This is a genomic window from Leifsonia sp. P73, from assembly GCF_051059105.1.
In the GTDB taxonomy this organism is placed as follows: Bacteria; Actinomycetota; Actinomycetes; order Actinomycetales; family Microbacteriaceae; genus Leifsonia.
Window position 1 is genome coordinate 3,867,896 of record NZ_CP194931.1, and the last position, 22,231, is coordinate 3,890,126.

Genomic DNA, 22,231 nt, shown 5'->3' on the forward strand with positions numbered 1-22,231 from the left:
AAACCTTCCCCCGAATCGTTGAACTTGAGTGCAACCAACTCAACTTTATGAAACAGGAGATCAGGTGCCCGAGAACTTCACCCCTGAGAGCGGCAGCGAGAACTCGTTCGACGAGTTCCTCTCGCGCTACCTCGCGGGGAGCGCGCCCGCGCCGCGCGCTCCATCGACATCAGCCGGTTCCTCAGCCGGCGCACGCAGGAACTCCTCGCCGAGGCGGGCCGTTACGCGCTTGAGCACGGCCACCGCGAGCTCGACGCCCTGCACATCCTCCGCGTGATGGCCCGCCAGGAGCCCGCGTCCGAGGCCATGCGCCGCATCGGCGTCGACCCGTCCGCGGTCGCCGACGCCGCCGAGCAGCGCCTCCCGGCCTCCGGCGAGCCCATCGACGCCGACGGCGCCTCGATCACGGCGTCCGCCCAGCGCGTACTGTTCCACGCCTACCAGGTGGCCCGCGCCTCCGGTGCGACCTACATCGACCCCGAGCACCTCTTCTTCGCGCTCGTGATCGGCCAGGACGCGCCCGCCGGTCAGGTCCTCCAGGCCGCGGGCGTCACCCCGGACTCCCTCACCAACGCCATGCGGCAGTCCGCCACGGTCGGCGCGGGAGGTCAGGAGGCCGCCGAGGCGGCAGGCGACTCCGAGACCCCGATGCTCGACCAGTTCGGAACCGACCTGACCGCGCTCGCGCGCGAGGGCAAGCTGGACCCGGTCATCGGCCGGCTCGACGAGATCGAGCAGACCGTCGAGATCCTCTCCCGCCGGACCAAGAACAACCCCGTCCTGGTCGGCGAGGCCGGCGTCGGCAAGACCGCGATCGTGGAGGGCCTGGCCCGCGCGATCGTCGCCGGCGACGTCCCCGACCAGCTGCTGGAGAAGAAGGTGGTCGCGCTCGACCTCGCCGGAATGGTCGCCGGCACCCGCTACCGCGGCGACTTCGAGGAGCGGCTCACGAAGCTCATGGACGAGATCAGCGCGGGCAAGGACGAGCTGATCGTGTTCGTGGACGAGCTGCACACCGTGGTCGGCGCCGGAGGGTCCGGCGAGTCCGGCGGCATGGACGCGGGCAACATCCTCAAGCCGCGCCTGTCGCGCGGCGACCTCCACCTGGTGGGGGCCACCACGCTCAAGGAGTACCGCCGCATCGAGAAGGACCCGGCGCTGGAGCGCCGCTTCCAGCCGGTGATGGTCGGCGAGCCGAGCGTCGAGGACGCCGTGCTCATCCTGGACGGCCTGCGTTCCGCCTACGAGGACCACCACGCCGTGTCGTACACGCCGGAGGCGATCCGCGCGGCCGTGGAGCTGTCCAACCGCTACATCTCCGACCGGTTCCTGCCGGACAAGGCGATCGACCTGATCGACCAGGCCGGCGCGCGGCTGCGGCTGTCGCTCGGCAAGCGCGTCGACGCGTCCGAGCTGATGCAGCGGCTGGCGACCCTGGAGTCCGAGAAGAACTCCGCCGTCGCCGCCGAGCACTACGAGGAGGCGTCCCGCCTGCGCGACGAGATGGAGGCCGTCCAGCACGGGATCGACGAGCTCGGGAAGGCCCCGCGCCACGCTGCGGAGGCGGTCGTGGACGAGCCCGAGATCGCGGCGATCGTGTCCCGGGCGACCGGCATCCCGGTGTCCCGCATCGGCGACGCCGACCGCGAGCGCCTCGCCGCGCTGGAGTCGGAGCTGCACGCGCGCGTCATCGGCCAGGACGACGCCGTGACGGCCGTCGCGAAGGCGGTGCGCCGCAACCGCACCGGCCTCGGCGACGAGCGCCGCCCGGTCGGTTCGTTCCTGTTCCTCGGCCCGACCGGCGTCGGCAAGACCGAGCTGGCCAAGTCGCTGGCGGAGTCGCTGTTCGGCGACGACAAGGCGATGATCCGGTTCGACATGAGCGAGTTCGGCGAGCGCCACACGGTCGCCCGCCTGGTCGGCGCCCCTCCCGGATACGTCGGCTACGACGAGGCCGGCCAGCTCACCGAGCGCGTGCGCCGCAACCCGTACTCGGTGGTGCTGTTCGACGAGATCGAGAAGGCGCACCCCGACGTGTTCAACCTGCTGCTGCAGGTGCTGGACGACGGCAGGCTGACGGACGGCCAGGGCCGCACGGTCGACTTCCGCAACACGGTCGTCATCATGACCTCCAACCTGGGCTCCGAGTTCCTGGCGTCCCGCAGCGGCGCGCTCGGCTTCGTGGCTGCGGGCTCCGACGGGTTCGCGTCCGACAAGGACATCCGCGACCGCGTGATGGGCAAGCTCCGGGAGGCCATGCGTCCCGAGTTCCTGAACCGCATCGACGAGATCGTGCTGTTCCGCAAGCTGGACACCGAGCAGCTCCGCGACATCGTCCGCCTGCTGCTGCAGGCGACGGCGGCCCGGCTGGCACACCGCTCGATCGGCTTCGAGGTGACGGAGGCGGCCGTGGCGTGGATCGCCGAGGCCGGCTACGAGCCGGAGTACGGCGCCCGTCCGCTCCGCCGCGTCATCCAGCGCGAGGTGGACGACCGGATCGCCGAGCTGATGGTCGCGGGCAGCGTGGTGGACGGCGGGACCGTCGTGGTGGACGCCGTCGACGGGGCGCTGCAGGTGCGGCCACGGGCGGTGTACGCCGCGGCGGCGTAAGCGCGCTCAGCGGTGCGAGGCGCCGGCTCCTTCGGGGGCCGGCGCCTTTCCGCGCCCCTTCCTGAAAGTCCCCATAGGGGTACAGTGCATGTCTCAACCCGTCCCACAGCAGACCCTGGAAGCGTGGATACGTGCCCAACCCGGACAGATTCCCAAATTCCCCGCGCCTTCAGGCGATCGACGAGCGTATCGAGCCCCTCAAGCGGTTCGAGATGCGTACTCCGCGCACCCGAAACGCCGCGATCGTGCAGTGGGTGGCGCTCGCGCTCGTCGCCGCAGTGCTCTCGACCTTGTTCTTCCTTCCGGGTTTCCTGGGAGCCGGCGTAGCGGCCGCTGCGGGCATCAGCGACTTCAACAAGCTGCCGGCCGACCTCAACATCGGGCAGTTCGCGCAGAACTCGACCGTGTACGCCAAGCAGGGCGGGAACGACGTCCCGATCGCCCAGTTCTACGCGCAGAACCGCAAGGACGTCGCCTGGGCCCAGGTCGCGAACGTCGCCAAGGACGCCGCCACCTCCGCCGAGGACCCCCGGTTCTACAGCGAGGGCGCCGTCGACCTGTTCGGCACCGTGCGCGGCGCGCTCTCCACCGTCGTCGGCGGGAACGTCCAGGGCGGGTCGTCCATCACCCAGCAGTACGTCAAGAACGTCGAGGTGGAGCACTGCGAGGGGCTCACCGACCAGAAGAAGGTCCAGGCCTGCTACAACGACGCCGCGGGTGTCACCCTGCAGCGCAAGATCCAGGAGATGCGGTACGCGGTCGGGCTGGAGAAGAAGTACAGCAAGCAGGACATCCTGCTCGGCTACCTCAACGTCGTCGGCTTCGGCGGCCAGGTGTACGGCATCGAGGCGGCGTCGGAGTACTACTTCAACACCAGCGCCGCCAACCTCACCCTCCCGCAGGCGGCGACCCTGATCGCCATCGTCAACAACCCGTCGAACCTCCGCATCGACGAGCCGAACAACAAGGACAACGGCGCCGCGAACGGCTACAAGCTCACCAAGCAGCGGCGCGACTACGTGCTCGACCGCATGTACGTGAACCACAAGATCTCGCTGGCCGACCGGGACGCCGCCAAGAAGGCGGCCATCCAGCCCACCGTCACGCAGACGGCCTCGGGCTGCGCCATCGCGCAGAACGTCAACGCGGCGTTCTTCTGCGACTACGTCCGCGACGTCATCCTCAACGACCCGGCGTACGGCAAGACCAGCGCCGACCGTTGGACCACGCTCAACCGCGGCGGGCTCAAGATCTACACGACCCTGAACCTCGACCTCCAGGCCGCTGCCCAGCAGTCGATCTCCAAGTACATCCCGGCGTCGCGGCCCGACATCGACGTCGGCGCGACGAACGTGTCGGTCGAGGTCGGCACCGGGCGCATCGTCACGATGGTGCAGAACAAGGCCTTCAACAACACCGACCAGGCGCAGCCCGGCACCACGGCGGTGAACTACAACACCGACGAGGCCTACGGAGGCTCGCAGGGCTTCCAGACCGGCTCGACGTTCAAGGCGTTCGACCTCGCCGGCTGGCTGGAGGGCGGCCACAGTCTGTACGAGTCGATCGACGCCTCCCAGCACAACTTCTCGATGTCCCAGTTCCACAGCTCGTGCGGCACGGTGTCCGGGCCGGACTGGCCGGTGTCCAACGACGAAGGGTCGGCGAGCCGGCTGTCGGTGATGTCGGCGACGGCGCAGTCCGTCAACACCGCGTTCGCCATGATGGCCACCAAGACCGACCTCTGCTCCATCCTCAAGGCGGCGCAGAGCCTCGGCGTGCATCCGGCCAAGAGCGGCGCGCAGCTCAACTCCTACCCGTCGATGATCCTCGGCACGAACAACATCGCGCCGCTGACGATGGCGACGGCCTACGCGGGAATCGCGAACGGCGGCACGGTCTGCACGCCGATCGCGATCGACAAGGTCGTCAACGCGGACGGGACCCCGCACAAGGTGAGTCCGTCGACCTGCACGCAGGGCCTCCAGAAGAACATCGCGTCCGGCATCACCTACGCGCTGCAGGGCGTCATGCGCGGCGGCGGCACCGCGGCCAGCGCGAACCCGTACGACGGCACCCCGATCATGGGCAAGACCGGAACGACGGACGACTCGCTGCAGAACTGGATGATCACCTCCACCACCAAGGTCGCCCAGGCCACCTGGGTGGGCAACGTGTCCGGGTCCGTCCCGCTGCGGAGCCTCGACTTCGACGGCATCGGCGGCGGCAACGTCAAGTTCTCGATCGCCAAGCCGATCCTGAAGGCGCTCGACGACGTCTACGGCGGCGACTCCTTCCCGAAGCCCGACAGCTCGGTGCTGTACGGCAGCCAGGTGACCGTGCCCGACGTGAGCGGCAAGACGCCCGACCAGGCGACCACGCTGCTCCAGGGGCTCGGGCTGACGGTGACCGTCGACCAGACGCCGGTCCCGAGCGACCAGCCGGCCGGCACCGTCGCGGGCACGGACCCGTCGTCGGGCTCCTCCGTGGACGGCGGGTCGAGCATCACCCTCCAGATCAGCTCGGGTCAGAACACGTCGACGCCGGCGCCGACCACCACCCCGACGCCGCAGCCGACCGGCGGCGGCCTCCTCGGTGGAGGAACCGGCGGAGGCGGAGGCAAGGGCGGCGGCGGAGGCAACGGCGGCTAAGCCGGGACGCGGTCCGGGGCGGGCGTGACCCGCCGACCGCCCGGCCACGCTTCGAGCACCCGCTCGCGCAGGGCGTTCGACCGCTCGGCGAACGCGCGCTGCCTGCGCACGTACTCGGCCTTGCCCTCCGCGGTCTCGACGCGCACGGGCTCCGCGCCCCACGGCCGCATGTCGTAGGGCGAGGCCTGCATGTCGAGCATCCGGATGTCGCGGGCGAGCTCGAACGCGTCGAGCAGGAGCTCGCCCGGGACGAGCGGGCCGAGCTTCATCGCCCACTTGTAGACGTCCATCCCGGCGTGCAGGCAGCCGGGCTGCTCCAGCTCCGGCTGCGTCTCGCGCGTGGGCGCGAAGCGGTTGCGGGGCACGGCCTCGGGCGTGAAGAAGCGGAACGCGTCGATGTGCGTGCAGCGCAGCTCAGCGGCCTCCACCACGGCGTCGGTGCCGCCCTGGCCGAGCCGCAGCGGGACGTCGTGGCGGTGCTCGTCCTGCCGGTAGACCATCGCCCACTCGTGCAGGCCGAAGCAGCCGAACTGTCCCGGCCGCGCGGCGGTCGAGCGGAGGATGCGCTCGATCGTGCCGAGCAGCGGCGCCTTCTCGCGCTCCATCGCGGCGCGGTCGACGACGAGGGCGCCGGGCGTCGCGCCTGCGGTGTACCAGCGCCAGGACGCGCGCGGGTCGCCCGCGGCCTCCAGCAGCTCCACCCCGGCGCCGGGGTGCCAGCGGCGCAGCACAGACGGCGAGTAGGCGTAGTAGGTGAAGAGGAAGTCCTCGATCGGGTGCTTCTCGCCGCGGGAGGCGCGGGCGCGGTGACCGGCCGTGAGCGCGTCGGCGCGCTCGGCGTGCGCGGCCTCGCGGGCGCGCCAGTCGGCGGCGGGGAGCGGGATTGTCACCAGACGAGGATACGCGGCCGCGTCAGCCGAGGGACTCCAGCGGGTTGCGCCGCAGCTTCTCCGCGACCCCGCGATCGACGATCCGCTTCGCCGCGGTGTCCGGCTTGCGCTCGGCCTGGTCGGTCACGCAGGCGGTGAACTCGGCAGCGAGGCCGAGTCGCGGGAACGCGGTGACGACCTCGCGCCGGAACTCCACCGGCAGCACGTCGGGCCGCACGCCGGAGATGTCGAGCGCGGTCGCGACCTCCAGCAGGTGGCCCTCCGGGTCGAAGGCCGGGTCGACCTCCGGCCAGTTGTGCCGGACGATCACCTCGTGCGCGCGGGTACGGCGCGCGGCGGGCCAGCCGGCGCCCGCCGTGAGGGCCTTCGCGACGTGGCCACCGGCGTCCTCGTAGGCGAGGGTGTGGTTGTCGAAGGCGGGCACGATCCCGATGTCGTGGAGCACGGCGGACACATAGAGCAGCTCGCGGTCGACGCCATGCAGGCCCTCCACGGTCGCGAAGCCTTCCGCCCACAGCCACGACCGGATCACATGGTTGAGCAGGGACGGCGTGTGGTATTCGGTGGCGAGCTCGAGCGCGGCCCGGGCCGCGGCGGAGTCGGGGACGGGGATGTCGGCGAGGCGCATGCCTCCATCCTGCCGCCCGCGACCGCACAGATCCGGCCCGCCACCACCCGTTTCCGGCCGACATTTTCGTGCCGAATGTCGTGTTTCGCGTGCCGTTTCTCGACATTCGGCACGAATGTCGGCGCGGTGTCAGGGGCGGGTGGGGTCGAGGACGGTGATTCCGGTGCTGGGGGCGGACTCCGCGAGGGGAGGAGGCGCGCGGCCTCGGCCAGGCCGACGGTGCGGGTGACCAGCAGCTCGGGCCGGAGGGCGCCGGACGCCACGAGCGCCAGCATCCCCGGGTAGTCGGCGGCCGCCATCCCGTGGCTGCCGAGGAGGTCCAGCTCCCAGGCGATCGCGCGGTCCAGCGGCAGCACGGGCATCCCGCCGGCCAGGAGGCCGATCTGCACATGCCGGCCGCGGCGGCGCAGCGACAGCACGCTCGCGGCGGCGGTCTCGGCCGAGCCCACCGCGTCGACCGAGACGTGTGCGCCGCCGGAGGTCAGGGCGGCGACGGTCTCCGGCGCGTCCGTGCCGGCCGGGACGGTGTGCTCGGCGCCGACGCGGGCGGCCGCGTCGAGCGCGTCGGACGAGCGGTCGATCGCGATCGGACGTGCGCCCAGCGCGCGGGCGATCGCGATCGCGCTCAGCCCGACGCCGCCCGCGCCGTAGACCGCGATCCACTCGCCGGGGCGGAGGACGGCTCGCGCGGTCAGCGCGCGGTACGCGGTCGCGAACCGGCAGCCCAGGGCCGCCGCGGCGGAGTCCGGGAGGCCGTCGGGCACCGCCACCAGGTTGAGGTCGGCGGCCCGCACGACCACGACCTCGGCGTGCGAGCCCCAGTGCGTGAAGCCGGGCTGGGTCTGCTGCGGGCACACCTGCGCCTGGCCCGACAAGCACCACTCGCAGGCGCCGCACCCGTTGACGAACGGCGCCGTGACCCGGTCGCCCGGCCGCCAGCCCTCGACGCCGGCTCCGACCGCCTCCACGATCCCGGCGAACTCGTGTCCCGGGACGTGCGGCAGCCGCACCGAGTCGTCGTGGCCGGCCCAGGCGTGCCAGTCGCTCCGGCAGAGCCCGGAGGCGCCGACGCGGATCAGCGCACCGCCGTCCGGAACCTCGGGCGAGCGGAGGTCGCCGACGCCGACCGGGCCGGAGAATGTCTCATAGTGCAGCGCCTTCATCGGGACTCCTCCTCAAAACCGGTCGCAGCGGCCAGCTCCGCCGCCCCCATCCTCCCCAGCAGCGCGACCACCGGCCGGTCGGCGTCGGCCCAGTCGAGCCCGTCGAGGTCGTCGGTCGCGCGCCACTCCAGCGCGTCGTGATCGGTGGAGGCCGTCGGCGCGGCGCCCTCCAGCGTCACCGCATAACAGGCGAGCTCCACACCCCCGGTCACGGTCCTGTCGAGCAGCGCGCCCACCCGCACCGCGGCGCCGAGCTCCTCGCGCAGCTCGCGGAGCAGCGCCTCCTGGGACGTCTCGCCGGCCTCCACCTTGCCCCCGGGGAACTCCCACCGCCCCGCCGCGTCCTTGTGCGCCGCGCGCCGGCAGGCCAGCACGGCCCCGCCGCGCACGATCACCGCCGCGACGACGGGGAGGGGTCTGCTCGGTGAGGTCACCGTCCCATCCTGCCCCGTCCGGGATGCCAGGATGGTCACGTGACCGACTCGAACCCGACCGTCCTGCTCGTGATCGACTTGCAGAAGGGGGTGCTCCCCGGCTGCCTGGACGCGGACGGCGTCGTCGCCCGCGCCGCCGCGCTCGTCGAGCGGGCGCGCGCCGCCGGCACCCCGGTGGTCTGGGTGCAGCACGAGGAGGAGGACCTCCCGTGGGAGAGCGCGCCGTGGCAGCTCGCCGACGGCCTGGTCCCGGCGAGGGGCGAGGCGCTCGTCCGCAAGGAGTACCGCGACGCGTTCGCGGGCACCGACCTGGACGAGGTGCTGGAATCCCTCGACGCCACCCGCCTGGTCGTCGCCGGCGCGCAGACGGACTTCTGCATCCGCACCACGACGCAGAGCGCGGCCGTGCGCGGCTTCGATGTCGTGCTCGTCGGGGACGCGCACACGACCACCGACGCGCAGTGGGAGGGCGTGACCATCAGCGCGGAGCAGATCGTCGCGCACACCAACCGGTACTTCTCCGGGCTGCGCTACCCGGGTCAGGAGTTCGCGGTGGCGGCGGCGGCCGACGTCGAGTTCTGAGCGCTCACGGGGTCCAGCGCAGCTCGATGATCTCGTGCGCGTCGCTGAGGTAGAACACGTTCTGCGTGCCCTCGTCGACCTCCACGAACGCCACCGGGTCCCCGACGATCGCCGGGGCGCCCACCAGCGGCCCGATGTCGTTCGTGTGCCAGACGCCTTCACGCCACCAGAGCTCGTGCACGTTGTTGTCGTGCCCGGTGAAGATCACGTGCTGCGTCGCGACCGGCTGGAACAGTCCCGCCTCGAACGCGTAGCCCGCGGGGCTGGAGGTGGCGTACGGCGTGACCGCGGACGCGGCGGTGGTGAGGTCGAAGTAGTGCCAGCCCGACGCATCCCACCACAGCTCGATCAGCCGGCCGTTGCCGCTCACATAGTCGATGTGCTGCGTGCCCTGGCCGCGGAAGACGTACCCGTTCACCGTCTCCGCGTCGCTCACGATCGGCGCCCCGGTGACCGCGGTGAGGTCTCCCCAGTGCCAGGCGGAGGCGTCCTTCCAGAACTCCAGCAGGTGCCCGACGTCGGTGCGCACCAGCACGTGCGCGGTCTTCTGGTCCTCGAACGAGTACCCGGTCGGCGCGGCGTCCGGGGCGCACGGCGGGGCCCCGGTCGCCGCGGTCAGGTCGAGGTCGTGCCAGCCGTTCCCGGAGTTGCTCAGCTCGTGGATGTGGCCCCCGCCGCGCGCCTGGTAGACGACGCGCTGCGTGCCGTCGTAGTACGTCTCGTAGCCGAACGGCTGCGAGAGGGTGAGCGGCGCTCCCGCCGCCTCGGTGAGGTCGTTGGCGTTCCAGCCGTCGTCCTCGGTGTACCAGAGCTCGTGGACATGGCCGTCGAACCGCTGGCCCTGGTACACGACGTGCTGCGAGCCCTGGTGCGCCCAGATGTAACCGTTCGCGTTGGTCGCCGCGGCCGCGCCTCCCGCCTCGGAGACCAGGTTCTTGACGTTCCAGTCGTCGCTCGCGCTGCAGTACAGCTCGTAGAGCTGGCCGTCGCCGCCGGTGAGCGAGTTGTAGCCCTGGAACACGACGTGGCGCGTGAACTGCGCGAACAGCCACGCGGTCGGCTGGTACACGGCATGCGGCGCCCCGGAGGTGGCCGTCGTCAGGTTCTTGAGTCTCCAACCCATGATCCGCTCCGATCCTGCGGCGTCGGCGCCGGGGATCGGCGTCGACAGCACCCAGGGTAGGCGCGAGCGGGCCGCTGCGGGCTGGCCGATTCCTGGTACTTTTCCGTCGGCGAGGAGGAGTGGCACAACGACGCCACCGGCCTCCACGCCGAGGTCTACCACTGGGAGACGCTGGAGGCGCTGCACCAGCTGATCGGGATGCCGGTGCACAAGGAGGCCAAGAGCGTCCACGAGCGGTGGATCGGGCCGTACCGCGTGGTGATCGCGGAGGTGCGCAGCACGTATGGGGAGCGGGGATTGGGGTTGGCGCATGTGCCGCCGGCGGCGGCGACGGCCTGAGCCCCGCCCGCACCCCTCCTTACAACTGCGCTCCCAACTTGAACCCGTGCTCCGTGTCGTCCTTCCGCGTGTACGAGAACCCGTCCGCACCGATCGTCACGGCCATCTCCGAGTCGTCCGTCCGGGCCGTCAGCGGCTGCACGTTCCCGTCCAGGTCGAGGACCGGCGACGCGTCCGTGTACCAGGACGGCACGACCGGGTTGCCCCACCAGTCGCGGCGCTGGTTGTCGTGGACGTCCCAGGTGACGACCGGGTTGTCCGGGTCGCCGGTGTAGTAGTCCTGCGTGTAGATCTCGACGCGATGGCCGTCGGGGTCGCGCAGGTAGAGGTAGAACGCGTTGGAGACGCCGTGGCGACCCGGGCCGCGCTCGATGGCGTCGCTCATGCGCAGGGCCCCGAGCTTGTCGCAGATCGCGATGATGTTGTGCTTCTCGTGGGTGGCGAACGCGACGTGGTGCATGCGCGGGCCGTCGCCGCCGGTCATCGCGGTGTCGTGCACAGTGGGCTTGCGGCGCATCCACGCGGCGTAGGTCGTGCCCGCCTCGTCCTGGATGTCCTCCGTCACCCGGAACCCGAGGTCCTCCATGTACTTCACGGCGCGCGGGACGTCCGGGGTCACCTGGTTGAAGTGGTCGATGCGCACCAGCTCGCCCGGCGTGTGGACGTCGTAGCGCCAGGTCAGGCGCTCGACGTGCTGGACGTCGTAGAAGAACTCGTACGGGAAGCCGAGCGGGTCCTCCACGCGGACGCTGTCGCCGATGCCCTTCGTGAAGCCCCCGGGCCGGCGCTCGACCCGGCAGCCGAGCTCGGTGTAGAACGCGACGGCGCGGTCGAGGTCCTCGGGTGTCCGCACGCGGTACGCGAACGCGGCGACGGCGGCGACCGGGCCCTTCCGCAGCACCAGGTTGTGGTGGATGAACTCTTCCAGGCTGCGCAGGTAGACCGCGTCCTCGTCCTCCTCGGTGATGTGCAGGCCGAGCACGTCGACGTAGAAGTCGCGGCTGGCCTGCAGGTCGGTGACGACGAGCTCCATGTACGCAGCGCGGACGACGTCCGGCGGCGCGGAGGCGGGGGTGGGGATGGGCGTGCTCATGCTGACTCCTTCGTCATTCGGCGCCGAAGCGCGGCGTGTGGACCGGGCCCAGCGTGATGTGGACGGCCTGCTGGTCGGTGTAGAAGTCGATGGAGCGGTAGCCGCCCTCGTGGCCGAGGCCCGAGGCCTTCACCCCGCCGAACGGGGTGCGCAGGTCGCGGACGTTGTGCGAGTTGAGCCAGACCATCCCGGCCTCCACGTTCTGTGCGAAGGTGTGGGCGCGGGTCAGGTCGTTGGTCCAGAGGTACGCGGCGAGGCCGTACTTGACGCCGTTGGCCAGCTCCAGGGCCTCGGCCTCCGAGTCGAACGGGGTGATCGCGACGACCGGGCCGAAGATCTCCTCCTGGAAGATGCGCGCGTCCGGCGCGACGTCCGCGAACACGGTCGGCGCGATGTAGTTGCCGTGGTCGATCCCCTCGGGGCGCCCGCCTCCGGCGAGGAGGCGGCCCTCCTGCTTACCGAGCTCGACGTAGCTCATCACCTTCGCGTAGTGCTCGGGGTGCACGAGCGCGCCGACCTCGGTCTTCGGGTCGTGCGGGTCGCCGACGACGATGCGCTTGGCGCGCTCGGCGTACCGCTCGGTGAACTCGTCGTAGACCGCGCGCTCGACCAGGATGCGGGAGCCGGCGGTGCAGCGCTCGCCGTTCAGCGAGAACACGCCGAACAGGGTGGAGTCGATCGCGGCGTCCAGGTCGGCGTCGGCGAAGACGATCGCGGGGGACTTGCCGCCGAGCTCCATCGACAGGCCCTTCAGGAAGGGCGCGGCGTTGGCGAAGATGAGCTGCCCGGTGCTGCTCTCGCCGGTGAACGAGATGAGCGGGACGTCGGGATGCTTCACCAGCGCGTCGCCGGCCTCCTCGCCGAGGCCGTTGACCAGGTTGAACACGCCGTCCGGCACACCGGCGTCGCGGAAGATCTCGGCCCAGAGCGAGGCCGACAGCGGGGTGAACTCGGCCGGCTTGAGCACCACCGTGTTGCCGGTCGCGAGCGCGGGGGCGAGCTTCCAGCTCTCCAGCATGAACGGCGTGTTCCACGGCGTGATGAGGCCCGCGACGCCGATCGGCTTGCGGTTGACGTAGTTGAGCTGGCTGCCGGGAACCTTGTAGGCGTCGTCGGCCTGCGCCACGATCAGGTCGGCGAAGAACCGGAAGTTCTCGGCCGCGCGCTGCGCCTGGCCGAGCGCCTGGGTGATCGGGAGGCCGGTGTCGAAGGTCTCCAACTCGGCCAGCCGGGCGTCCTGCGCGGCGACGGCGTCGGCGATCCGGTTCAGGACGCGGGCGCGCTCACGCGGCTTCATCTGCGGCCACGGCCCCTCGCGGAACGCGCGGCGGGCGGCGGCGACGGCGAGGTCGATGTCCTCCTTCTGGCCGGCGGCCGCCTGCGCGTACGTCTCGTTGGACACCGGGTCGAGCACGTCGAACGTCTTTCCGGAGACGCTGTCGACGAACCTCCCGTCGATGAAGTGCTGGATCGTCGCCGGGAGATCGGCGGGGACGTGGTGCTGCGGCATGCGCGGCCTCCTGTTACGTGGATCGGTGGGACGTCAGTGCTGACGCTCGGCCTGGTAGTGCTGGAGCGCGTCCAGCGTCGCGAGCCGGTGGTCGCGGGCGGCGAGCTCGATGTCGATGGGGTCGGCGCCGGTCTCGATCAGCCGGAGGAGCTGCTCGTGCTCGGTCACCGACTCGCGGGCGCGGCCGGGCACGAAGCTGAAGGTGGAGTCGCGCAGCACGGTCAGGCGGTTCCAGCCGCGCTGCACGAGGTCGAGGATGTGCGGGTTCGGGCACTCCTCGAACAGCACCGAGTGGAACCGCTGGTTGAGCTCGGTGAAGCGGTGCGGGATGAAGTCGTCCAGGCACGCGATCAGCTCGCGGTTGATCAGCCGGGCGCGATCGAGGTGGTCGCCGGTCAGCAGCGGGGCGGACAGCCGGGTGGCCGCGCCCTCGACCAGCGCGAGGGTCTCCATCGTGTACGCGTACTCGGCATCGTGCAGCAGGGCGACCTGCGCGCCGACGTTCTTCTCGAACGTGACCAGCCCCTCGGCCTCCAGCCGCCGGATCGCCTCCCGCACCGGGACGACGCTGATGCCGAGCTCACCGGCGATCTGGCCGAGGACGAGCCGGAACCCGGACACGTAGCGGCCGTCGTCGATGCGGGCGCGGATGAAGTCGTAGGCGAGCTGGGACTTGCTCGGCGCCGCGGCCTGCCTCACTGCTGCGTCAGCCATGCCCGGTACCTCTCCTTCCAGGCCGCGTTCATCGGGAACAGGCCGTCGACCTTCTCGCCGGCCCGCACCATCTCCGCGATGAACTCCTCCTCGCGCTCCTGCTCGAGGGCGTCCGCGACCACCTCGGCGACGAGCGCGGGCGGGATGACGAGGAGGCCGTCCGCGTCGCCCACGATGACGTCGCCCGGCAGCACGGTCGCGCCGCCGCAGGCGATCGCCACGTCCGCGTCCCACGGGACGTGCTTGCGGCCGAGCACCGCCGGATGCGGCCCGGCGTGGTAGGTCGGGATGTCGAGGAGGCGACCTCCGCGAGGTCGCGGACGCCGCCGTCGGTCACGATCCCGGCCGCGCCGTTGACCTGGGCGCGCAGCGCGAGGAGGTCGCCGACGGTGCCGCTGCCGCGCTCGCCGCGGGCCTCGATCACGAGCACCTCGCCGGCGCCGACCGCGTCGAACGCACGCTTCTGGGCGTTGTAGCCGCCGCCGTGCGACGCGAAGAGGTCTTCGCGTCCCGGGAGGTAGCGCAGCGTCCGGGCGGTGCCGACCAGGCGGGCGCCGGGACGGGTGGAGGTGAGGCCGTCGATCGAGACGGCGTTGAGGCCGCGCTTGCGGAGCTGGGAGCTGAGGGTGGCGGTGGAGACGGAGGCCAACCGGGAGCGGAGCTCGTCGGTCAAGACGAACTGTGCTTGTCCCGGAACCTCGGTCGCAGGCTCCCTCGGGGCTGGGGTCGCGGCATCGCTCCGCGCTGCCCCTGAGCTCCACCGCCCCCACGCTTCAGACCGCTGCAACTCGTCCACGCTCGGCTTCGACCCGAAGTCGCCGAACGCGACAGTGCCCTCGGTGATGCGGGTGACCAGCCGCCCGGAGCTCGGGGCGCCCGGCGCGGTCGGGGCGTCGACCTCGACCTCCACCGTGTCGCCGGGCTGGGTGACCGACGAGCCGGCCGGGGTGCCGGTGAGGATGACGTCGCCGGGCTCGAGCGTCATCAGCTGAGAGAGGTCGGCGACCAGGCGGCCGAACGGGAAGAGCAGGTCGTCGCTCGTGCCGTCCTGCACCAGCTCGCCGTTCAGCCAGGTGCGCACCCGCACCGCGCCGGGATCGACGGCGGCGGCCGGGATGATCGCGGGGCCGAGCGGGGTGAAGCCGTCGCCGCCCTTCGAGCGGACGTTGGAGCCCTTGTCGGCGGCGCGCAGGTCGTAGAGGCCGAAGTCGTTCGCGGCGGTGATGCCGGACACGGCCGCCCAGCCCTCGTCGGGGGAGACCCGGCGGGCGGGCCGGCCGATGATGAGCGCGACCTCGCCCTCGAACGCGAGGAGCTCGGTCCCGGCCGGACGCTCGAGGGCGTCGCCGGAGGCCGCGACCGAGGAGGCCGGCTTGAAGAAGTAGGAGGGCTGCGCCGGGGTCCGTCCGCGCTGCGCGGCGCGCGAGCGGTAGTTGAGGTGCACCGCGATGATCTTGCCGGGCCGGCCGGGGTCGCTCACAGCTCAGGTCTCCTCGTCGTCGGGGATGGGTGGAACGTATTCGAGATTGTATACGATCTGGCGAACCTGCGGAAGGGCGTCAGTGTGACGCCGGAGCCGGACCGCTGTCCGCGTCGCCGATGAACTGCGACGCGAGCCCCTCCGAGGCCCGCGCCAGCAGCGTCACGTCGCTGCCGACCAGCACATAGGCGGCGCCGGCCTCCGCGTACCGGGCGGCCATCGCCGGGTCGAAGGCATTCACGCCCACCGGGGTCCCGGCCTCCCGCCCCGCGCGGATGACGCGCTCGACGGCGGCCACCACGTCCGGGTGGTCCTGCTGCCCGAGCAGTCCCATCGACGCCGCGAGGTCCGCCGGGCCGACGAGCAGGGCGTCCACGCCCTCCACCGCCGCGATGGCGCCTGCCGCGTGGAGGCCGTCGGTCGTCTCGACCTGCACGGTCAGCGACACCAGCTCGTGGGCGCGCGCCAGGTAGTCCGGGATGCGGCTCCAGCGCGACGACCGCGCCAGCGCGCTGCCGACGCCGCGGACGCCGAGCGGCGGATATCGCACCGCCCGCACCAGCTCCTCGGCCTCCCGCACGCTGGACACCATCGGCACGAGCACGTTCTGCGCGCCCAGGTCGAGGAGCTGCTTGAGGATCACCGCGTCCCCGATCGGCGCGCGCACCACCGGGACGACCGGGTAGGCCGCCGCCGCCTGGAGCTGCGCGAGGATCGACTCCAGCCCGACGGGGGAGTGCTCGCCGTCGATCAGGAGGATGTCGAGCCCGCTGCCCGCGCAGATCTCCGCGACGAGCGGGCTGCCCGCGCACGACCACATCCCGTACAGGGTGCGGTCGGCCGCGCGCAGGCGGTCGGCGAAGGTCGGCGCGGGGGTCAGGCGAATCGGCATGTCACGGCTCCCAGGGTCCCGTAGTCGGCGTGGATGGTGTCGCCGCGCTCCACCCAGAGCGGGCGGGTGAACGAGCCGGCGAGGACGATGTCCCCGGCCTCCAGGCGCGTCCCGTGCTGCGCGAGCTTGTTCGCCAGCCACGCGACACCGGCGGCCGGATGGTCGAGCACCGCGGCGGCGACGCCGGACTCCTCGATGGTCTCGTTGCGGTACAGCAGCGCGGACACCCAGCGCAGGTCGACCGCGTCGGTCGCGACCGGGCGCCCGCCGACGACCATGCCGCCCATCGCGGCGTTGTCGGAGATGGTGTCGACGATGGTGCGGCCCGCCAGCTCGATGCGCGAGCTCAGAATCTCCAGCGCCGGCACGACGTACCGGGTCGCGTCCAGCACGTCGAACAGCGTGGCGTCCGGCCCCTCCAGCGGCTCGGCGAGCACGAAGGCCAGCTCGACCTCGATCCGCACGTTCGAGTACCGGTCGAACGGGATGACCGACCCGGTCTCGTGGACCATGTCCGCGAAGATCGCGCCGTAGTCCGGCTCGGTGATCCCCGTCGCCTGCTGCATCACCTTGGACGTCAGCCCGATCTTGCGGCCGACCAGCCGCCGCCCGGCGGCGAGCCCGCGCTCGACCCAGACGCGCTGCACGGCGTAGGCGTCGTCCACCGTCATGCCGGGGTGGCGGGCCGTCAGCAGCGGGACCGTCGTGCGCCCGCGCTCGGCGTCCGCGAGCTCGTCCGCGATCGCGTGGATGGTGGAGGTGTCGAGCATCGGCGGCTCCCTGTCGTCGTCGGAGGGCGTCATCCGGGCCCGGAGGAGGCCCGTTCAGGATCGTATATCATCCGGTCGCTCCCGTGTGATAGCGTTTGTAGCTACGTAGCTACCTTGGGGAGGCGAGCATGGCGATCATGACGGCCAGGGCGTTCAATCAGGACACCTCGGCGGCGAAGCGGGAGGCGGCCACGGAGCCGCTGATCATCACCGACCGCGGCGAGCCGTCGTTCGTGCTCCTGACTTACGCGACGTACAGGCAGATCACTGGGACGGCCGACAACATCGTCGACCTCCTCCGTCAGGACGACGACGCGGATTTCGACGTCGAGTTCCCGCCGATGACCTTCCAGGCGAAAGACATCGACCTGTGAAGTGGCTGCTCGACACCATGACGCTGTCGGCGACGCGCCGCCCCGAGCGTGAGGACCCGGACGTCATCCGCTGGCTCGAACGGCAGAACCCGTTCTCGCTGCATCTCTCGGCGGTCACGATCTTCGAGCTCGAACTCGGCATCCAGCGCAAGGAGCGCGTCGACCCCGTGCAGGGGATCAAGCTCAGGCGATGGCAGGACGACGTGATGACGATCTTCCACGAACGCATCCTCCCCGTCGACGCCGAGGTCGCCGGACTGGCCGCCGGCTACCACGTGCCCGATCCGCGCCCCGAGCGGGACGCGCTGATCGCCGCGACGGCCGAGATCGGCAAGCTGACGCTGGTCACCCGCAATGCGCGCGACTTCGAGCTGTTCGGCGTCAGCATGTTCAACCCGTGGGAAACCCGGTTCGCGAAGATCCCGAGCCGGTAGGCCCTCACGGCCTCGCCGCCGACCGCGGCCGCAGCGCCCAGAACACGACCGGCACCAGCAGCGCGGAGAGCACCCCGCCTGCGATGGACAGCAGCGCGTAGCCGGCGCTCGCCATCACGACGCCGGACATCGCGCCGCCGCCCGCACCCGCCAGCGCGATCAGCACGTCGATCGTGCCCTGCGTCCTGGCGCGGTTCGCGGGAGTGGTCGCGTCGATGACGAGGGCCGTGCCGGAGATCAGGCCGAAGTTCCAGCCGAGGCCGAGCAGCGCGAGGGCCAGTACGAGGAGCCCCAGTGAGTCCGCGGGGGCGACCGCGCCGACCACGCCTGCGGCCAGCAGCGTGACGGCGGCGGCGACGGCCATCGGGATGCGGCCGACTCTGTCCACCAGGAGGCCGGTGAGCGGCGACGGCAGGTACATCGCGGCGATGTGGATCCCGATGACTACGCCCACCTCGGACAGGTCGTGGTGGTGGGCGCGCATCTCCACCGGCGTCATGGTCATGATCGCGACCATGGCGATCTGGGTCAGGATCATCACAGCCGCACCGACGATCGCGCCGCGGCCGACCGGTGGGACCGGTGCAGGCGCCGCTGCGTCCCGTTCGGCGGACGCCGCGGACGCCGCAGACGCCGCGGACGCCGCGTCCGCCTCCAGCCGCCTCGCGAGCAGCAACGGGTCCGGCCGGAGCAGCAGCACCAGCACGAGCCCCGCCAGGAGGTACGCCGCCGCCGCGAGCAGGAACGGCCCGGCGAGCGCGGGGATGCGGAGCGCGACCGCCACCGAGCCCATCGGGGCGACGAGGTTCGGTCCTGCGACCGCACCCAGCGTCGTGGAGACCAGCGCCACGCTCACCGCCGTGCCCCGGGCGGACGGCGCGGCGAGATCCGAGCCGGCGTAGCGCGCCTGGAGGTTCGTCGCGGTCCCCGCGCCGTAGACCAGGAGGGCGACGAAGAGCAGCGGGACGTCGTCGGTGGCTGCGGCGACGACGACGCCGAGCGCGCCGAGGCCGCCGGCGCCGAAGCCGATCCCGAGCCCGATCCGCCGCCCTCGTCGCTGGCTGACCCGGCCCACGACGAAGGCGGCGCCGGCCGAGCCGAGCGTGATCAGCGCGGCGGGGAGGCCGGCGAGCGAGTCGGCGCCGACCAGCTCCTGGGCCAGCAGGGCGCCGACCGTGACACCCGCGGCGAGACCCGCGCCGCCGAGCACCTGGCTCGCGACCACCACGGCGAGCGTGCGGCGCTGGACCCGGCGGCGCAGCGCCTCGTCCGCCGCGAGGTCCCGATCGCCGGACGTCACGACAACTCCATGGGCTTCAGCGTAGGACCCCGCCCGCCCCGCTAGCCTGAACCCGTGTCGGACCGTCTGCATCGCGTCGCCGTCCTCGTGCTGGAGGGCGCCAAGCCGCTGGACGTCGGCATCCCGGCGCAGGTGTTCACCACGCGCGCGAGCATGCCGTACGAGGTCCGCGTGTGCGGTGCGGCCCCCGGGCTCGTGACCGGCGGCGACGGGCTCTCGTACCACGTGGCGCACGGCCTGGAGGCGCTGGGCTGGGCGGACATCGTGTTCCTGCCCGGCTACCGCCATCCCGACCGCGACGACCCGCCGGCGGCGGTCGTGGAGGCCCTGCTCGCGGCGCACGCGCGCGGCGCGCGGCTGGCGGCGATCTCCACCGGTGCCTTCGCCCTCGCGGCGACCGGCCTCCTCGACGGCAAGCGCGCCACGACGCACTGGCACTACACGCGCGCGCTCGCCCAGCGCCACCCGCTGATCCGGGTGGACGAGAACGTGCTGTTCGTCGACGAGGGCGACGTGCTCACCTCGGCCGGCGCGGCCAGCGGGATCGACCTCTGCCTGCACATCCTCCGCCGCGACCTCGGCATCGCGGCCGCCAACCACGCCGCCCGACGCCTGGTCGCTGCGCCGTACCGCAGCGGGGGACAGGCGCAGTACGTCCCGCGCAGCGTCCCGGAGCCGCTCGGCGAGCGGTTCGCGGCCGTCCGGGAGTGGGCGCTGCACCGTCTCGGGGACCCGCTCACGCTGGAGGTGCTCGCACGCAGGGCGGCGGTGTCGCCGCGCACGTTCTCCCGCCGCTTCGTGGAGGACACCGGCTACACGCCCATGCAGTGGGTGATGCGGGCGCGCATCGACGTCGCCCGGGAGCTGCTGGAGCGCTCCGAGCTCAGCGTCGAGCAGATCGCGGCGGATGTCGGGCTCGGCACCGGAGCGAACCTGCGCCTGCACTTCCAGCGCATCCTCGGCACTACGCCGAGCGAGTACCGCCGCACCTTCAGCGGCGACGCCGGCTGACCCCACGCGATTCGTGCAGAATGTCGCGAATAGCGCCGCGAATCGCGACATTCGGCACGAATGTCGGGGCGTGGCGGGATCCTTTTGAAGGGTGGCGATTGCGCCGCTGGCGAGGTTGCGACAGCGGCGCGAGCCTGGAGGGGAACGAAAGGATCCCCTCCGCATGACCCGCATCGCCATCAACGGCTTCGGCCGCATCGGTCGCAACGTCCTCCGCGCCCTCCTGGAGCGCGACACCGACCTGGAGGTCGTCGCCGTCAACGACCTGACCGAGCCGGCCGCGCTCGCCAAGCTCCTGGCCTTCGACTCCACCGCCGGCCGCCTCGGCCGTCCCGTCTCCGTGGACGGCGACGTCCTCGTGGTCGACGGCCACCGCATCCGCGTGCTCGCCGAGCGCGAGCCGGCGCAGCTCCCGTGGGCCGAGCTCGGTGTGGACATCGTGCTGGAGTCCACCGGCCGGTTCACCTCCGCGACCGCCGCGCGCGCCCACCTGGAGGCCGGCGCGAAGAAGGTCCTCGTCAGCGCCCCCGCCGACGGCGCCGACGTCACCCTCGCCTACGGCGTCAACACCGACGCCTACGACCCGGCCGTCCACACGATCGTGTCGAACGCCTCCTGCACCACGAACGCGCTCGCGCCGCTCGCCGCGGTCCTGGACGACCTGGCCGGCATCGAGCACGGCTTCATGACCACGGTCCACGCGTACACGCAGGAGCAGAACCTGCAGGACGGCCCGCACCGCGACCCGCGTCGCGCCCGCGCCGCCGCCGTCAACATCGTGCCGACCACGACCGGCGCGGCGAAGGCGATCGGCCTGGTCCTGCCGAACCTGGACGGCAAGCTGTCCGGCGACTCGATCCGCGTGCCCGTCCCGGTCGGCTCGATCGTGGAGCTGAACACCGTCGTCGCCCGCGATGTCACCCGTGACGAGGTGCTCGCCGCGTACCGTGCCGCCGCCGAGGGCACGCTCGCCGGCATCCTGGAGTACTCGGAGGACGCCCTGGTCTCCTCCGACATCACCGGCAACCCGGTGTCGTCCATCTTCGACTCGGAGCTCACCCGCGTCGACGGCCGCCACGTGAAGGTCGTCGCCTGGTACGACAACGAGTGGGGCTTCTCCAACCGCGTCGTCGACTCGCTGGCGCTGCTCGCCGGCTGAGTCCTCCGCAGTGCCGACGGACCGCGTCCCGCTGGGGCGCGGTCCGTTCGGCTACCGTGAGGGGATGCCGTCGCACTCCGCCGCCGACCCCGCCGACGACCATGCTGCCGAGCCGATCGCGCCGGGCGTCCGCCGTGTGCGCATCCCCATGCCGCCCGGCACCGGCCTCCCGTTCAGCAACGCCTACCTGATCGAGGACGCGGACGGCCGCGTGCACGTGATCGACCCAGGCTCCGCGACCCCGGAGGCGCACGAGACGCTGAAGGCGGCCCTCGGGGGATCCCCGGTCGCCTCGATCGTGCTCACCCACCTGCACGCCGACCACTCCGGAGGCGCCGCGCAGCTGGCGGCCGAGACCGGGGCCTCCGTCCTCGTCCACGAGCGCGAGCGAGCCGCGCTCGGACTGATCGCGGCGGGCCTCCCCGCGCCGGACCTGGAGGCGTGGGGCGTCCCCGCCGAGCGCCGCCCCGAGCTCCTCGGCGCCGCCGCTGTGCCGACGGGTCCGGCCGCGCAGCTGGACGCGGTGATCACCGGCGTGCTGACGGACGGCGACGTGCTCGCCCTCCCCGGCCGCCGCCTCCGCGTCGTCGGGACGCCCGGCCACACCGGCGGCCACCTCTGCCTTCACGATGAGGAGGCCGGCCTCCTCATCACCGGCGACCACGTGCTGCCGACGATCAACTCCGGTCTGGGACTGGGCGGTCCCACCGAGAGCAACCCGATCGCCGACTACCTCGAATCGCTCGACCGGGTCGCGCGCCTCGATCGGGGCGGCCTCCGCGCCCTCCCCGGCCACGAGGACCCCTTCACCGGCCTGCGCGAGCGCTGCTCCGCCCTCGCCGCCCACCACCTCCGCCGCGCGGACGAGGTCGCCGCCCACCCCGGCGGCACCGTGTGGGAGGTCGCGCGCACCCTGACCTGGACCGGCGGCTGGGACGGCCTCGCCGGCTTCACCCTGCTCTCCGCGCTGCAGCAGACGGCACAGCACCGGGAGTTCGTCTCCCGACGGGCGTGAGCGCAACAGCGCCGACGCTTGCCGACCGGCTCACGTCTCGGGGCGAGCCCGGGTAAACCCGC

At 72.1% G+C, this 22,231-nt stretch carries 18 protein-coding genes and 3 pseudogenes; 9 read left to right on the plus strand and 12 right to left on the minus strand.

Annotated elements, in window-relative coordinates:
* Positions 1-64 precede the first annotated feature (64 nt).
* Both ACQ86L_RS19875 and ACQ86L_RS19880 read left to right on the plus strand, forming a co-directional pair.
* Positions 65-2,610 (plus strand): annotated as a pseudogene (locus tag ACQ86L_RS19875) (ATP-dependent Clp protease ATP-binding subunit).
* 212 nt (positions 2,611-2,822) lie between these two features.
* Positions 2,823-5,258, plus strand: coding sequence for a transglycosylase domain-containing protein (locus ACQ86L_RS19880; RefSeq protein ID WP_434316924.1), 2,436 nt, complete (start codon positions 2,823-2,825; stop codon positions 5,256-5,258).
* Here the strand turns inward: ACQ86L_RS19880 and ACQ86L_RS19885 are convergent.
* The 4 genes and pseudogenes from ACQ86L_RS19885 to ACQ86L_RS19900 form a co-directional block, all read right to left on the minus strand.
* Positions 5,255-6,148 carry a 3-methyladenine DNA glycosylase gene (locus ACQ86L_RS19885; RefSeq protein WP_434316925.1) on the minus strand — a complete coding sequence of 298 codons (894 nt, stop codon included), beginning with the start codon at positions 6,146-6,148 and terminating at the stop codon, positions 5,255-5,257. The two genes, ACQ86L_RS19880 and ACQ86L_RS19885, sit on opposite strands and share 4 nt — an antisense overlap.
* A 22-nt stretch (positions 6,149-6,170) precedes the next feature.
* Positions 6,171-6,776, minus strand: a complete 606-nt coding sequence (locus ACQ86L_RS19890; RefSeq protein WP_434316926.1) for an HD domain-containing protein — start codon at positions 6,774-6,776, stop codon at positions 6,171-6,173.
* Between the two features lie 129 nt (positions 6,777-6,905).
* Positions 6,906-7,939 (minus strand): annotated as a pseudogene (locus ACQ86L_RS19895) (alcohol dehydrogenase catalytic domain-containing protein).
* On the minus strand, positions 7,936-8,412 hold the full coding sequence (locus ACQ86L_RS19900) for a (deoxy)nucleoside triphosphate pyrophosphohydrolase (RefSeq protein WP_434316927.1): 477 nt from the start codon (positions 8,410-8,412) through the stop codon (positions 7,936-7,938). The pseudogene ACQ86L_RS19895 and the gene ACQ86L_RS19900 overlap by 4 nt, the downstream one beginning before the upstream one ends.
* Between ACQ86L_RS19900 and ACQ86L_RS19905 the strand changes: the two genes are divergently transcribed.
* The gene (locus tag ACQ86L_RS19905; RefSeq protein ID WP_434316928.1) at positions 8,413-8,955 is read left to right on the plus strand and encodes a cysteine hydrolase family protein; all 543 of its coding nucleotides are present in this window, start codon (positions 8,413-8,415) and stop codon (positions 8,953-8,955) included.
* Between the two features lie 4 nt (positions 8,956-8,959).
* Here ACQ86L_RS19905 and ACQ86L_RS19910 read toward each other — a convergent pair whose 3' ends face one another.
* Positions 8,960-10,078, minus strand: a complete 1,119-nt coding sequence (locus tag ACQ86L_RS19910; protein WP_434316929.1) for a hypothetical protein — start codon at positions 10,076-10,078, stop codon at positions 8,960-8,962.
* Between the two features lie 198 nt (positions 10,079-10,276).
* Between ACQ86L_RS19910 and ACQ86L_RS19915 the strand changes: the two genes are divergently transcribed.
* Positions 10,277-10,417: a hypothetical protein gene (locus ACQ86L_RS19915; protein ID WP_434316930.1), complete on the plus strand. Its 141-nt coding sequence runs from the start codon at positions 10,277-10,279 to the stop codon at positions 10,415-10,417.
* Positions 10,418-10,436: 19 nt separating this feature from the next.
* On the opposite strand, the gene hpaD is transcribed toward ACQ86L_RS19915, so the two are convergent.
* The 6 genes and pseudogenes from hpaD to hpaH all read right to left on the minus strand — a co-directional run bounded on the left by hpaD (position 10,437) and on the right by hpaH (position 16,876).
* Positions 10,437-11,510 (minus strand): 3,4-dihydroxyphenylacetate 2,3-dioxygenase, encoded by a 1,074-nt coding sequence (gene hpaD, locus ACQ86L_RS19920; RefSeq protein ID WP_434316931.1) that lies wholly within the window; start codon positions 11,508-11,510, stop codon positions 10,437-10,439.
* Positions 11,511-11,523: 13 nt separating this feature from the next.
* Entirely contained in the window at positions 11,524-13,020 is a 1,497-nt protein-coding gene (hpaE, locus tag ACQ86L_RS19925) for a 5-carboxymethyl-2-hydroxymuconate semialdehyde dehydrogenase (RefSeq protein WP_434316932.1), read from the minus strand.
* Between the two features lie 33 nt (positions 13,021-13,053).
* The gene (locus ACQ86L_RS19930; protein ID WP_434316933.1) at positions 13,054-13,734 is read right to left on the minus strand and encodes a GntR family transcriptional regulator; all 681 of its coding nucleotides are present in this window, start codon (positions 13,732-13,734) and stop codon (positions 13,054-13,056) included.
* Positions 13,716-15,214, minus strand: a pseudogene (locus tag ACQ86L_RS19935) (fumarylacetoacetate hydrolase family protein). Before ACQ86L_RS19935 ends, ACQ86L_RS19930 begins: the two are co-directional and overlap by 19 nt.
* 79 nt (positions 15,215-15,293) lie before the next feature.
* Entirely contained in the window at positions 15,294-16,106 is an 813-nt protein-coding gene (locus ACQ86L_RS19940) for an HpcH/HpaI aldolase family protein (protein ID WP_434316934.1), read from the minus strand.
* A complete protein-coding gene (gene hpaH / locus ACQ86L_RS19945; protein WP_434316935.1) occupies positions 16,091-16,876 on the minus strand; it encodes a 2-oxo-hept-4-ene-1,7-dioate hydratase in 786 nt (261 codons plus the stop codon). The genes ACQ86L_RS19940 and hpaH overlap by 16 nt, the downstream gene beginning before the upstream one ends.
* Before the next feature lie 128 nt (positions 16,877-17,004).
* Between hpaH and ACQ86L_RS19950 the strand changes: the two genes are divergently transcribed.
* Entirely contained in the window at positions 17,005-17,250 is a 246-nt protein-coding gene (locus tag ACQ86L_RS19950; RefSeq protein WP_434316936.1) for a type II toxin-antitoxin system prevent-host-death family antitoxin, read from the plus strand.
* Positions 17,247-17,684 carry a type II toxin-antitoxin system VapC family toxin gene (locus ACQ86L_RS19955; protein ID WP_434316937.1) on the plus strand — a complete coding sequence of 146 codons (438 nt, stop codon included), beginning with the start codon at positions 17,247-17,249 and terminating at the stop codon, positions 17,682-17,684. The genes ACQ86L_RS19950 and ACQ86L_RS19955 overlap by 4 nt, the downstream gene beginning before the upstream one ends.
* 4 nt (positions 17,685-17,688) lie before the next feature.
* On the opposite strand, the gene ACQ86L_RS19960 is transcribed toward ACQ86L_RS19955, so the two are convergent.
* The gene (locus ACQ86L_RS19960; protein ID WP_434316938.1) at positions 17,689-18,984 is read right to left on the minus strand and encodes an MFS transporter; all 1,296 of its coding nucleotides are present in this window, start codon (positions 18,982-18,984) and stop codon (positions 17,689-17,691) included.
* Positions 18,985-19,050: 66 nt separating this feature from the next.
* Here ACQ86L_RS19960 and ACQ86L_RS19965 point away from each other — a divergent pair, with 66 nt between their 5' ends.
* From ACQ86L_RS19965 to ACQ86L_RS19975, 3 genes are all read left to right on the plus strand, one after another.
* Entirely contained in the window at positions 19,051-19,995 is a 945-nt protein-coding gene (locus ACQ86L_RS19965; protein WP_434318933.1) for a GlxA family transcriptional regulator, read from the plus strand.
* A 163-nt stretch (positions 19,996-20,158) separates the two neighbouring features.
* The gene (gene gap, locus ACQ86L_RS19970) at positions 20,159-21,154 is read left to right on the plus strand and encodes a type I glyceraldehyde-3-phosphate dehydrogenase (RefSeq protein ID WP_434316939.1); all 996 of its coding nucleotides are present in this window, start codon (positions 20,159-20,161) and stop codon (positions 21,152-21,154) included.
* A 64-nt stretch (positions 21,155-21,218) separates the two neighbouring features.
* The gene (locus tag ACQ86L_RS19975; protein WP_434316940.1) at positions 21,219-22,169 is read left to right on the plus strand and encodes an MBL fold metallo-hydrolase; all 951 of its coding nucleotides are present in this window, start codon (positions 21,219-21,221) and stop codon (positions 22,167-22,169) included.
* The last annotated feature ends 62 nt before the right edge of the window (positions 22,170-22,231 follow it).